13 protein-coding genes are annotated in these 12,729 nt (G+C 60.7%); 8 read left to right on the top strand and 5 right to left on the bottom strand.

What is annotated here, in order from left to right; genetic code table 11:
* Window positions 1–140 precede the first annotated feature (140 nt).
* On the top strand, window positions 141–671 hold the full coding sequence (locus tag RG836_RS12180) for a ferritin-like domain-containing protein (RefSeq protein WP_310845704.1): 531 nt from the start codon (window positions 141–143) through the stop codon (window positions 669–671).
* A 90-nt stretch (window positions 672–761) separates the two neighbouring features.
* Here the strand turns inward: RG836_RS12180 and RG836_RS12175 are convergent, their stop codons facing one another.
* Window positions 762–2,837, bottom strand: a complete 2,076-nt coding sequence (locus tag RG836_RS12175; RefSeq protein ID WP_310845703.1) for an AsmA family protein — start codon at window positions 2,835–2,837, stop codon at window positions 762–764.
* Window positions 2,838–3,222: 385 nt separating this feature from the next.
* On the opposite strand from RG836_RS12175, the gene RG836_RS12170 reads away from it, so the two are divergent.
* The 7 genes from RG836_RS12170 to RG836_RS12140 all read left to right on the top strand — a co-directional run bounded on the left by RG836_RS12170 (window position 3,223) and on the right by RG836_RS12140 (window position 8,256).
* Window positions 3,223–3,612, top strand: coding sequence for a hypothetical protein (locus RG836_RS12170; protein WP_310845702.1), 390 nt, complete (start codon window positions 3,223–3,225; stop codon window positions 3,610–3,612).
* Between the two features lie 174 nt (window positions 3,613–3,786).
* Complete coding sequence (locus tag RG836_RS12165; RefSeq protein WP_310845700.1) at window positions 3,787–4,419, top strand: TetR family transcriptional regulator; 633 nt, start codon at window positions 3,787–3,789, stop codon at window positions 4,417–4,419.
* A gap of 191 nt (window positions 4,420–4,610) precedes the next feature.
* Window positions 4,611–5,111 carry an urease accessory protein UreE gene (gene ureE / locus RG836_RS12160; protein WP_310845698.1) on the top strand — a complete coding sequence of 167 codons (501 nt, stop codon included), beginning with the start codon at window positions 4,611–4,613 and terminating at the stop codon, window positions 5,109–5,111.
* A complete protein-coding gene (locus tag RG836_RS12155; RefSeq protein ID WP_310845696.1) occupies window positions 5,108–5,782 on the top strand; it encodes an urease accessory protein UreF in 675 nt (224 codons plus the stop codon). Before ureE ends, RG836_RS12155 begins: the two co-directional genes overlap by 4 nt.
* Before the next feature lie 23 nt (window positions 5,783–5,805).
* The gene (gene ureG, locus RG836_RS12150; RefSeq protein ID WP_310845695.1) at window positions 5,806–6,420 is read left to right on the top strand and encodes an urease accessory protein UreG; all 615 of its coding nucleotides are present in this window, start codon (window positions 5,806–5,808) and stop codon (window positions 6,418–6,420) included.
* Between the two features lie 34 nt (window positions 6,421–6,454).
* The gene (locus RG836_RS12145) at window positions 6,455–7,027 is read left to right on the top strand and encodes a HupE/UreJ family protein (protein WP_310845693.1); all 573 of its coding nucleotides are present in this window, start codon (window positions 6,455–6,457) and stop codon (window positions 7,025–7,027) included.
* A 101-nt stretch (window positions 7,028–7,128) separates the two neighbouring features.
* Window positions 7,129–8,256, top strand: a complete 1,128-nt coding sequence (locus RG836_RS12140; RefSeq protein ID WP_310845691.1) for an AGE family epimerase/isomerase — start codon at window positions 7,129–7,131, stop codon at window positions 8,254–8,256.
* A gap of 93 nt (window positions 8,257–8,349) precedes the next feature.
* Here the strand turns inward: RG836_RS12140 and RG836_RS12135 are convergent, their stop codons facing one another.
* The 4 genes from RG836_RS12135 to livM form a co-directional block, all read right to left on the bottom strand.
* Entirely contained in the window at window positions 8,350–9,114 is a 765-nt protein-coding gene (locus RG836_RS12135) for an SDR family oxidoreductase (RefSeq protein WP_310845690.1), read from the bottom strand.
* A 743-nt stretch (window positions 9,115–9,857) separates the two neighbouring features.
* Complete coding sequence (locus RG836_RS12130) at window positions 9,858–10,574, bottom strand: ABC transporter ATP-binding protein (RefSeq protein WP_310845689.1); 717 nt, start codon at window positions 10,572–10,574, stop codon at window positions 9,858–9,860.
* Complete coding sequence (locus RG836_RS12125; RefSeq protein ID WP_310845688.1) at window positions 10,571–11,446, bottom strand: ATP-binding cassette domain-containing protein; 876 nt, start codon at window positions 11,444–11,446, stop codon at window positions 10,571–10,573. The genes RG836_RS12130 and RG836_RS12125 overlap by 4 nt, the downstream gene beginning before the upstream one ends.
* On the bottom strand, window positions 11,443–12,726 hold the full coding sequence (gene livM / locus RG836_RS12120) for a high-affinity branched-chain amino acid ABC transporter permease LivM (protein ID WP_310845687.1): 1,284 nt from the start codon (window positions 12,724–12,726) through the stop codon (window positions 11,443–11,445). Before livM ends, RG836_RS12125 begins: the two co-directional genes overlap by 4 nt.
* Between the last annotated feature and the right edge of the window lie 3 nt (window positions 12,727–12,729).

The following is a 12,729-nucleotide window of genomic DNA, read 5'->3' as shown; positions in this document are numbered from 1 at the left end:
GAGCAGTCTAGCCGCGATCAGGCCTCCGCCCGGCGGTGGGCAATTGGATAAAACTTTTTCCAACGGCGCTCACTCACACCTTAAGTAGCGATCGCGTCAGCAGAACGCGGCGCAAACCGGATTAGCCTCAGGAGAATGAAATGACCGAGATGCATATGACCGACAAGCAGACCCTTCGCGACCGTGCGCGCCAGCACGTCGAGAATGGCGCCGTGACGGAAAGCTATAGCGCCAACCGCGAAGAGGTGTTGCGCCTGCTCAACGAATCGCTGGCCACCGAACTGGTCTGCGTGCTGCGTTACAAGCGCCACTACTTCATGGCCTCCGGGGTCAAGGCGCATGTCGCGGCTGAAGAGTTCCTGGAACACGCCAAGCAGGAAGCGCAGCACGCAGACAAACTGGCCGAGCGCATTGTGCAACTGGGCGGCGAACCGGAATTCAACCCCGACCTGTTGTCGAAAAACTCCCACGCCCAGTACGTGGCCGGCAATACGCTGAAGGAAATGGTCTACGAAGACTTGGTCGCGGAGCGGATCGCCATCGACAGCTATCGCGAAATCATCCAATACATCGGCGAACAAGACCCGACTACCCGGCGCATCTTCGAAGACATCCTGGCCCAGGAAGAAGAACATGCCGATGACATGGCCGATATTCTGAATAGCTTGTAAATCGAGCAACCGCTTCGCGAGCAGGCTCGCTCCCACACTGATCGGCGAGATCAAATGTGGCAGCGAGCCTGCTTGCGTATGGCTATTGAGTTATTTGGTAGGTTTGACGGTCACCGGTGCTTTCCCCGCCTTCATCTGTTCCAGCAACGGCGCACACTGGTTTGGCTCGCCGCCACTCGGCGCAACCAGCGCCAGTAACCCGGCCGCAGGCGCCGCGATCACGCCCAGCGCGACCATCCCCGCGCCACGCAGCATCAACGGTACCGCTTTGACCCCGGCATCCGGCTTGATGAACTTGCCGCGCACGTACAACGGCGAGCGCAGGGAAATCAGGCGCCAGCCCTTGGATTCCGGCGTTACCGTGAGGTCGAGTTGCTCGGTGGCCATGTTCGCCGTGCCGTCGATGTAGATGATCGCGTTCTCGGTATCGAACACGAACAGCTGACTGGTAGCGAGGCCGGTCTTGATGTCGAAGTTCGCGGCGGCGCAGTTGATCTTCACTTCCTTGTCGCCGAATACTTTGCCGACCACGTAATTACCGACGTTGAGGCCCGCCAGTTCCATCAGCTCACGGCTGATGGCGCCGTCGTTGATCAGCATCTTCAGGTTGCCATTGGCGGTGCCCAACAGCGACGCGACGGAATTACCGCGACCGCTGATATCGGCGTCGCCGTTCAGCTCACCAAAACTGGTTTTCATCGGTTCGAAGGTCGGGAACAACTGCTTGAGCTTGAAGCCGCGCGCGGTCAGTTTGGCGCGGCCTTCCAGTGGCTCGGTGTGGCCGTTGAGGCGAATCTGCGCATCGAGGTTGCCGCCGGCCACGCCGAAGCGCAGCGGTTCAAGGCTCAACTGGCCGTCGTTCAGCACGACGTGGGTATAGAGGTCGTTGAACGGCAGCTCCTCGCTGTGGACGATACGCTTGCCTGTAAATTCGACGTCAGCGTCCATATCGCGCCAGCGCTCGGTCTTGAACTCTTCCACCGGCAGCACCTTGTCGGCGGGTTGCTTGCTCTCACCGCCACGGGCTTTCTGTTTAGCGTTGGAATCGGCGCCGATCAGTGGCGCGAGGTCGGCGAACAGCAGTTGATTGGAGACCAACGCGCCGCTGAGTTTCGGCCGTGGCTGGCTGGCGACAAACGCCAGGTTGCCATGGATATCACTGGCGCCGATCTTGCCGTTGAACTCCTCATACTTAAAAGACGCGCCGCCGGGCTCGTGCAGCTTGGCAATCAAGTGGCCGTCGGTGGCGTAGGGCGGCGAATCGGGCAGCGTCACGCCTGTCAACGGATACAGATTGCCGAGGCTGCTGCCGGCCAGTTTCAGGCGCAGGTCGAGAGCGCCGAGGTTCAGCGGGTCGGTCAGGGTGCCGGCCAGCTCGACGCTGGTGTCGGCAATCTTCACTTGCGCCTGCAACGGGAACGGCTTGCGCGCGTCCTGCAGGGCGAGCAAACCGCCGACCTTGCCGGAACCGGCGAGCTTCTGGCCGTGATATTGCCCGGTAGCTTTCAAGGCGAAGGCGTAGTCCTGCGGCGTATCGCCTTGCTCCTGGGCTTTCTTCGCGGCTTTGTCACCGACGATGTCGCTGAATGGAATCGGCTTGCCCAGCGGATCGATCAGGATGTCGAGTTGGGTCTTGAGGGTTTGGTCATCCAAGGTGACGTGGCCCTTGTCGAAGCCGATGGCGCCGATGTCCACCACCCAACTCGACGGTTCGGCATTCGGGTCTTTGGGGTCGAACTGGAACGTCCAATTGGCGCGGCCATCAGCCAAACGTTGCAACTGGGCGTTCGGTTCGGTGAGGTCGATACGAGGGATCACCACCCGCTGCGCCAGCAAGGCCAGGGGCGACAAGCGCAGCTCGACGCGTTTGAGGGTGACCATCTGCGGCTGCTTCGACCAGTCCGGATTGCCCAGGCTCAGGTCTTCTGCCACCACGTGCGGCCACGGCACCCAGGAACGCCAGCCGCCCTCTTCAAGCTCGCGCCGCCACACCACGGCCAAGTTGCCATTGATCGCGAATGGTCGGTGCAACTCTTCGGAGACTTTGGCATTGAGCGGCGGTTTGATGCGGTTCCAGTCGAAGAACACGATGACCAGAACCAGGATGGCAATGAGCAGAACCAGAACGGCGAAGGTCCAGGCAGGGATTTTACGAGTGCGCGTCATTGCACAGGGCTCCTGATAACAACTCAGCGCCCGACTTCGACGCCTTGGAAAATTCGCGGGCCAGTAAACGGCCGTAATGAAAGGTACGACTGGCGAAAGGCTCGCAGGTTTAATCCGAATGCCGATTTAGACGCAAAAACCTGGTTTTCCCATCGCTCGTATCGATGATGCGTTACCGCCACCGCACTTTTGTGTAGCGCCAGTGGGTGGAAAATACCCACCTCGGTGCAAAGCGTCTCCCCGCAAAGGCCCGTTCTAGAGCCTTCCACGAGAACAATCAATTCTGTTGATTATTAACATTGCGTTTATGAACTTTTATATCGACTTATCGAGAGTAGCATTGCCCTCGTACCCACTTTATCGCCCTCCTCTGGAGCACCCAATCATGAAAACCAAATTAGCAATCACGTTTGCCCTTTCACTGCTAGCCAGCTCGGCTTTTGCCCTGCCTGCTAGCGAACAAGCAACTCCACAAGTCAAAGACAGCCATTCGGCCTTCAGCCACACCGTCGCCGCCGATGGTTCGGACCGCACCCCAGGCATGATCGTCGCTGACGGCGCCAACGGTAACGGTCGCTTGAAAGACAAAGGCCTGATCACCGAAGACGGTTACGACCAGACCCCACAAGGCCAGGCAGTTGCTGAAAACGGTAACAACCGTCTGAAAGAAAAAGGCCTGATCGTTGAAGACGGTTACGACCAAACCCCACAAGGCCAAGCTGTTGCCGAAGGTGGTGGTGATCGCGTTATCGAACGCAACCGTGCTGTGAGCTGAGCCTGTGATGGCCCAGAAAAAAAGCCCGATCCCTGGATCGGGCTTTTGATTGCCTGATGCATTTGTGAGTCGCCAGCGCAAAACCCCGCCACACCTTCCCCCGATGCCCCGTTCGACGCCAGCGAAGCCGATTTGCTAGAGTGCTGCGCTGTCCCCGACCAGAACACCCATGCGATGCTGCCCCGCGCCGAACAGAAACAACAAACCCGCAATGCCCTGATGGACGCTGCCCGCCACTTGATGGAATGTGGCCGAGGCTTCGGCAGCCTGAGCCTGCGCGAAGTGGCGAAAACCGCGGGCATCGTGCCCACCGGTTTTTACCGGCACTTCGCCGATATGGACGAGTTGGGCCTGGTACTGGTCAGCGAAGTCGGCCAGACCTTCCGCGAAACCATTCGCCTGGTCCGGCACAACGAATTTGTCATGGGCGGGATTATCGATGCATCGGTGCGCATCTTCCTTGATGTGGTTGCCGCCAATCGCTCACAGTTCCTGTTCCTGGCCCGCGAGCAATACGGTGGCTCACTGCCGGTGCGCCAGGCCATCGGCCGCTTGCGCGAGGACATCAGTTCCGACCTCGCCGCCGACCTGGCACTGATGCCGAAACTGCAACACCTGGAACTGGCCGGGCTCAGCGTGATGGCCGACCTGATCGTCAAAAGCGTGTTCGCCACCCTGCCGGACATCATCGACCCGCCGCCGGACGCTCTTCCAGAACACCTGACGCCGCAAGCGAAGATTACTCAGCAACTGCGCTTTATCTTTATCGGGCTCAAGCATTGGCAAGGGCTGGGGAGCACGGAGTAAATGCTCCCACAACGGACACCGGCCAGCGCACCATCAAGGAGCGCATAACGAAGCTGCGCACCAACATCTCCCACATTCCTGCCACATTCCAAATTGCCCGCCCTGTACTGACAGGGATTTCCTACACGCACTCGCGATTGGCAAGCCCCTTGCTCTAGCCCTGATTACTGTTCATTGCTGGAAGCTTGCCCATGTTGGTGATTCATCGCCGAATCGACCCTCAGCCCCGCTGGGATGCCGAGCTGCACCTCAACTTCGAGGCCCGCAGTAAAAGCCGTTTGCGCTGTTTCAGTGCCGAGGGCGAAGACATCGGGTTGTTTTTGGAGCGCGGCCAGTCGCCGCTGTACGACGGTGAATGCCTGCAGGCTGAAGATGGCCGCATCGTGCGCGTCTGCGCCCGCCCTGAACAACTGCTACACGTGACCTGTGCCAACGCTTTCGAACTGACCCGCGCCGCCTATCACCTAGGCAACCGACACGTCGCCCTGCAAGTCGGCGACGGCTGGTTGCGACTGCTCGACGACTACGTGCTTAAAGCCATGCTCGAACAACTCCAGGCCACGGTTGAAAACATTGAGGCGCCGTTCCAGCCGGAACACGGCGCCTATGGCGGCGGCCATCACCATTCGCGGCACGGCGATGAGCATTTCAACTATCCGCCGAAGCTGCATCAGTTCGGCGTACGCACATGAATCCCGCCTGGGCGCTGCTGCGCCTGGCCAGCCCACAGTTGCCGATTGGCGGCTACAGCTATTCGCAAGGGCTGGAAATGGCGGTGGATAACGGCCGCGTCCATGACGCCGCCAGTGCCCGACGCTGGATCAGCGATCAACTGCTGCTCAACCTCGCCCGCTTCGAAGCGCCGTTGCTGTTGGCTCATTGCAGTGCAGCCGCCAGCGACAACTGGAACGAACTGCTACAGCACTGCGAGGTGCATCGCGCCAGCCGCGAAACCCGCGAACTGCATCAAGAGAGCCGGCAGATGGGCTACTCGCTGCAGCAATTACTCAACGGCTTACCGGAATTGGATGACGCCGCGCGGGACTTTCTCGCACAGCGCCCGGAGCCCCATCTGGCACTCGGCTGGGCGTTAGCTGCGCGCGCCTGGGGCATCAGCCCACAGGACGCGCTGGCTGCCTGGCTCTGGAGCTGGCTGGAAAACCAATTGGCGGTGTTGATGAAAACCCTGCCGCTGGGCCAGCAAGCCGCCCAGCGCCTGACCAGCGAACTGCTGCCGCTGCTGCAACAGGCCCAGCACGACGCCACCCGCATTCAACCCGAACAGATGGGCAGCGCCGCGTTTGGCCTGTCCCTGGCGTGCATGGCCCATGAGCGCCAGTACAGCCGCCTGTTCCGTTCCTAGGGCCTTTCAGCTTGGAGAATCACATGAACACACAACCTTTGCGCGTCGGTATCGGCGGCCCGGTGGGCTCCGGCAAAACCGCGCTGACCCTGGCCCTGTGCCTGGCGTTGCGCGAACGCTACAACCTGGCGGTGGTGACCAACGACATCTATACCCGCGAAGACGCCGACTTCCTGGTGCGCAACGAAGCCTTGGCACCCGAGCGGATCATCGGCGTGGAAACCGGCGGCTGCCCGCACACGGCGATCCGCGAAGATGCTTCGATCAATCTGGAAGCCGTGGATCAGTTGAATCGTCGCTTCCCTGGCCTGGATCTGATTCTGGTGGAATCCGGCGGCGATAACCTGTCGGCGACTTTCAGCCCGGAATTGTCCGACCTGACCATTTACGTGATCGATGTTTCCGCTGGCGACAAGCTGCCGCGCAAGGGTGGGCCGGGGATCTGCAAATCCGACCTGCTGGTGATCAACAAAATCGACTTGGCGCCGTTGGTGGGCGCGTCCCTGGAGATGATGGACAGCGACACTCGGCGCATGCGCAACGGCAAGCCCTTTGTGTTCAGCAATCAGAAAACCGGCCAGGGCCTGGCCGAGATCATCGCCTTCATCGAACAGCAAGGTTTGCTGAACGCGGCCTGACCACCGACTTTTTTATCCACAAGGAAGCTTATTCATGACCCTCAAGCGCATCTTTGCTGCGGCAGCCCTACTGCTGGCTCCGACCCTGGCCTTCGCTCACCCTGGCCATGGCGACAACGGTCTGATTGCCGGCATCAGCCATCCGATCGGCGGCCTCGACCACTTGCTGGCGATGCTCGCCGTCGGTTTGTGGGCCGCGCAGCAACAGGGCAAGGCGCGCTGGATGCTGCCGTGCACTTTCGTCGGCACCATGCTGCTGGGCGGCGTACTGGGTTTTGAAGGCTTGAACCTGCCGGCGCTGGAAAGCGGAATTGCTGCCTCGGTGCTGGCGCTGGGCCTGGCGGTGGCACTGGCGGTACGCCCGCCGTTGAGCCTGGCGATCGCTGCAACGGCGTTGTTCGCGCTGTTCCACGGCGTCGCCCATGGCCTGGAATTGCCCGACATGTCGAGCCCGTGGGCCTACGCCGCCGGTTTCGTCGCCGCCACCGCAGCCTTGCACGCCGCCGGTTATGCGCTGGTGCGCGTGCTGCCGCGCGCCGCGGCGCCGCTGGTGCGAGTGGCGGGCGCGGCTTCGGCGGCCACTGGGGTGTGGCTGCTCGCGGGCTGATCCTCAACTCCGGATCATTCCCTTGCGCTGCGTGGGAATGATCCCGACCCGCACTCTGCTACCATGTCGCGCAATCGCCCCTGCCGTGACGACGTCCGCCAATGCCCGATGTTTCCCGCTCCGCTGCCCTGCCTGAATTGACCGCTCTGTTCGCCCGCGTGCGCGCGCATTTCCAGGACATCATCGTGCCGCTCTGGCAAGGCCCCGGCTGGAACGCCGACCTGGCGCTGCCGTATGAAGCACTGGACGCCAATCACCTGCCGTTGCCGCCACAACGTTACCGCGCCATGGCCTGCGCACGGCAGTTGTATCTGTTTTCCAGCCTGATCGGCCAAGTGCCCGGCGCTGACGAACGGGCCGGTGTGCTGTTCGATTCCTTGCAACGGCACTTCCGCGATACCGAGCACGGCGGCTGGTTCTACAGCATCGACCCGCACGGCCAACCGCTGGACACCCGCAAAGACCTCTACACCCACGCCTTCATTGTGTTCGCCTGCGCTCATTACTGGGGCAAGGTGCAGCAGCCGCCAGTGGCAGCGGTGCTCGATGACGCGCTGGACGTGATCAAACACCGCTTCGCCATCGCCGATGGCCTCTACGAAGCCCTGCTGGAGTGCGACTGGCAAGCCCTTGGCGCCGGGCCCCTGCAAAACCCGCTGATGCACCTGGCCGAAGGCTTTCTCGCAGTTCTGGCTGTTCGCGCCGACGAGCCGGTACAAGCCGCACTGTTGGCGTTATGCACAGGCATGCACCACCGCTTCATCGACGCGGAACACGGCTTGCTGATGGAAAAACCGCTAGGGGCTGTGGATAACTGGTTTGAACCGGGGCATCAATTCGAGTGGTACTTCCTGCTCGAATCCTCGCCGCTGTTGCGCGGCTCGGCGCTGCACGGTTCGGTGGATCGTGCGTTCGCCTTGACGGAGCAATGGGGGCTGGAGCAGCCATCGGGTGCAGTGCGAGCGATGCTCGACCCGCAAGGCCAGCACAAGGACGCCACGCAGCGCATCTGGGCCCAGGCCGAATACCTGCGCGCGCTGACCTTGCGCCCGGAGGCCGAAGCGGCAGTGCTGCGCCAGCTTCAGGCGTTGCAGCAACGCTTCCTGCACGACGGCGGGTGGTATGAGTGTCGGGATGAGCGCGGCGACGTCAGCCGCCTCGACATGCCGTCGACCACGCCTTATCACCTGGCGACCTGCTATGCCGGGTTGGCTGACTATTTACGCTGATCGTCAAACCGCTTTCGCGAGCAGGCTCGCTCCCACTATGGAAGTGTCGTCCATGTGGGGGCGAGCCTGCTTGCGAATAGCCGTTACGCGGTCTTACCCCTTGTTGCGCTCAATCGCAAAACCCGCCCAGGTCTGGCTGACTGGCATCAATTCGAGGCTGTTGATGTTGATGTGCGGCGGTGTATTCAGCACCCAGAAAATGGTCTCGGCGATGTCCTGCGGCTGGATCGGCTCGGCGCCGGCGTAGGTGGCGTTGTAGCGCTCCTGGTCACCGGCAAAACGCACCAGCGAGAATTCGCTCTCACACAGCCCCGGCTCAATGTTGCTGACCCGCACACCGGTGCCCTGGAGGTCGCAGCGCAGGTTCAGCGAAAACTGCTTCACGAACGCCTTGCTCGCGCCGTAGACATGGCTGCCCGGGTACGGGTAGTTACCGGCAATCGAGCCGAGGTTAATGATGCCGGCGCCGCGACCATGGGCGATCAGGCGCGGCAACAACAGGCGAGTGCTGTACATCAGGCCCTTGATGTTGGTATCGACCATGGTGTCCCAGTCGTCGAGGTCACACTTGGGCGCCGGGTCGACGCCCAATGCGAGGCCAGCGTTGTTGATCAGGCCGCGCAACGTGGCGAACGACGGTGGCAGGTTGGCGATCGCCTCTTCCATCGCTTTGCGATCACGCACGTCCAGGACCAGGCCATGCACTTCGGTCTGCTTCGACAGCTCCGCGCACAGGGCGTTGAGGCGTTCTTCACGACGACCGGTCAGCACCAGTTTCCAGCCGGCATCGGCGAACCGACGGGCGCAGGCCTCACCAAAACCAGAGGTTGCGCCGGTAATAAACAGGGTGTTGGACATCGTGTTCTCCTTGCTTGGGCTGGCCAGCAGCCAGTGGGATAGAAATCGCCTTGCAGCATGCCCGGCCCGCCTGCGGGCGGCAACCGCGAGATGCTCGATAGGGCACCTTCTGTACAAAAAACAACCAACAGTGCCAATACCTTATACCGCGTGGCCTGCAGCCATGTGCGCGCACCTTATCCACAACCCCATCCACACAATCCGGGGGCAAGTGAAAAAGCTGGAAGCCGCTGTGTACAAGGCTTTGCGGGCCGATTACAAAGTTTATTGCTTGACCCTGAAGCGCCGACTGTGCAGCTGCCGGCGAATTCGCTGAACAAGGGTTTACTGAACCGATGGCTACAGGCCAGTCATTTCGGCCCTCAGCGGGGTCTTTCCAGAGTTTAGTCACAGACTTATCCACAGGCTGAGCAAGCATCTTTGCGATGCTCTTCCACTGCAACAAAAAGGTTGACAACCGGCGCCAGCGATCCAACAAAACTCCCTGTTCAAAAATCGACCAACACTCTACAGCCCTTGATTTAAAAGGCCTCCAGCCAGCTACTCCCACGTTACCCACAGCCGGTTCCACAGCAAACGGGGACAAGTCAAAACTGTGGAAAAACAGCGATTTGCAGCGGCTTTATGTCGCGCTTTGGGAGGTCGTGAGATTTGTTTTCCACAATTTCCGGACGAGGTAAAAAACAGGCAAAAAAAAGCTCCGGCGATCACTCACCGGAGCTTATTTTAGTGCCCTGAGCGGCTTAGTGCCCGCCGAGGTAGGCGTTCCTCACTTCTTCGTTCACCAGCAGTTCCTGCCCAGTGCCGCTGAGGCGAATCTCGCCGTTGACCATCACGTAGGCGCGGTCGGAGAGTTTCAACGCGTGGTTGGCGTTCTGCTCCACCAGGAAAATGGTCATCCCGGTTTTCGCCAGTTCGCGCAGGGTGGCGAAAATCTGCTTCACCACAATCGGCGCCAGGCCCAGGCTCGGCTCGTCGAGCAACAGCAACTTCGGCCGGCTCATCAGTGCCCGGGCGATGGCGAGCATTTGCTGCTCGCCGCCGGACATGGTCATGGCCCGCTGAGTGCGCCGCTCTTCGAGGCGCGGGAACAGCTCAAACATGCGCTGCATGTCTTCCTTGGCATGCTTGTCACCGATCGGAATAGTGCCCATCAGCAGGTTTTCCTCGACGGTCATGTCAGGGAATACTCGCCGTCCTTCCGGCGACTGCGCAATGCCGTTAGAGGCAATGTAGTGCGACGACTTCTGCGTGATGTCCACGCCTTGGTAAAGGATCTGCCCGCCCGCCGCCCGTGGCTGGCCGAAAATCGACATCAGCAGGGTCGACTTGCCGGCGCCGTTGGAGCCGATCAGGCTGACGGTTTCGCCTTCATTGATGTGCAGCGAGACGCCTTTCAAGGCCTGGATAGGGCCGTAGAACACGTCCAGGCTTTTCATCTCGAGGATGGGTTGGCTCATAGCACCACCTCCTCTTCATCCGCACCGAGGTACGCGGCGATCACTTTTGGATCGTTGCGGATGGCCTCGGGGCCACCTTCGGCAATCACCGTGCCGTGGTCCAGCACCACAATGTGGTCGGAAATACTCATCACCATGCCCATGTCGTGTTCGATCAGCACCACGGTCAGATCGTGCTCGTCGCGCAGCAGCCGGATCATCGCGCTCAGCGCTTCGGTTTCCTGAGGGTTGAGGCCGGCCGCCGGTTCGTCGAGGCAGATGATCTGCGGCCGCGTGCACATGGCCCGGGCAATTTCCAGGCGACGCTGCTGGCCGTAGGACAGTTCACCGGCCAGACGGTTGGCGCAGTCCACCAAGTCGACCACTTCCAGCCAGTAGAACGCGCAATCCAGTGCATCGCTCTCAGCCTTGCGGTAGCCCTTGGTGTTGAGGATGCCGGATAGCAGGCTGCGGTTGACCCACATGTGTTGGGCCACCAGCAGGTTTTCCAGTACCGACATTTCCTTGAACAGGCGAATGTTCTGGAAGGTCCGCGCCAGACCCGCGCGGTTCACCAGGTGAGTGCCGCCGAACATTTTGTAGTACAGCCGGCTGATGAAGTTCTTGGGCGACACGAAATCGGTCAGCCTGAACGACTCGCCCAGCAACTGGATGACGTTGGTGTGTTCGCCGCGCACGTTGAGTTCAATCTTGCCGCCAGAGGCTTTATAGAAACCGGTCAGGCAGTTGAACACTGTGGTCTTGCCGGCACCGTTAGGGCCGATCAGGGCGAAGATCGAGTTGCGATGGACCTTGAGGCTGACATCGCTCAAGGCCTTGATGCCACCGAAGTGCATCATCAGCTTTTCTACGGAGAGGACAACTTCGCTCATGGCGCTACTCCCTTACGAGGCGTCACACCGGTACGGCTGATCCGAATCAGGCCGCGCGGTCGCCAAATCATCATCAACACCATCAGCACACCGAACAGCAGTACACGGTACTCGGCGAAGCCACGCAGCAATTCCGGGGCAACGGTCAGCACGAATGCGGCGATGACCACGCCGATGGTCGAGCCCATGCCGCCGAGCACCACGATGGCGAGGATCAGCGCCGATTCAAAGAAGGTGAACGAGGTCGGGTTGACGAAGCCTTGATAAGTGGCGAAGAACACCCCCGCCAGGCCTGCAGTCGAAGCGCCGATGGTGAAGGCCGAGAGCTTGACCAGTACGTGGTTCAGGCCCATCGAGCGGCAGGCGATTTCGTCTTCACGCAAGGCTTCCCAGGCGCGGCCCACCGGCATCTTCACCAAGCGATGCTTGATGTACAGCACGGCCAGGACCACCAGGAACAATACCGCATAGATGAAGTAATACTTCACGTCGGGGTTGTAGGCGATGCCGAAGAACTCGTGGAACGGCACCCCGCCATCCTTCGCGCGCTTGCCGAACTCCAGGCCGAAGAAAGTCGGCAGCGGTGCCGCCATGCCATTCGGGCCGCCAGTCAGCGACAACCAGTTGTTGAGCACCAGACGGATGATTTCGCCGAAGCCCAGGGTCACGATCGCCAGGTAATCCCCGTGCAGACGCAGCACCGGGAAGCCGAGGATGCAACCGGCCAGCGCCGCGGCAATCGCCGCCAACGGCAACACGGTCCAGAAGCCCAGGCCCAGGTACTGATAACCCAGCGCCAGGCCATAGGCGCCGATGGCGTAGAACGCCACGTAACCCAGGTCAAGCAGACCGGCCAGACCGACCACGATGTTCAGCCCCAGGCCGAGCAATACGTAGATCAGGCCGAGAATCACCACGCCCAGCAGGTACGAGTTGGAGAAAAACGGGAAGACCACGGCGATCACGATCATCACTGGAATGATCCAGCGCAGGCGTGATTTGTAATCGGCAGGCAGCACATGAACCCCGGAACCGGTGCTCTCGAAACCATCGAGAATACTGAGGCCCTTGGGCGTTTGCAGGAACAGGCTCAGTGCCAGTCGACCGGCCATTACAATGCCGACAATCCAGGCGACGCGAGTCGGTTCGAGGATGAAACTGTAGCCATCGAGCACTACACCGACGATCGGGCCGAAAACAATCAGCGCGACCAGGCCGGCGAGAATGGCGTCAACCAGGCTTTTTTTGACATCAATGGTTTTTTTGGTGGTTGAGGACATCGT

Origin of the sequence: Pseudomonas rhizozeae (assembly GCF_031583775.1) — a bacterium.
In the GTDB taxonomy this organism is placed as follows: domain Bacteria; phylum Pseudomonadota; class Gammaproteobacteria; order Pseudomonadales; family Pseudomonadaceae; genus Aquipseudomonas.
The sequence above is the reverse complement of the archived record's forward strand: the minus strand, read 5'-3'. Positions and strand labels throughout refer to the sequence as shown.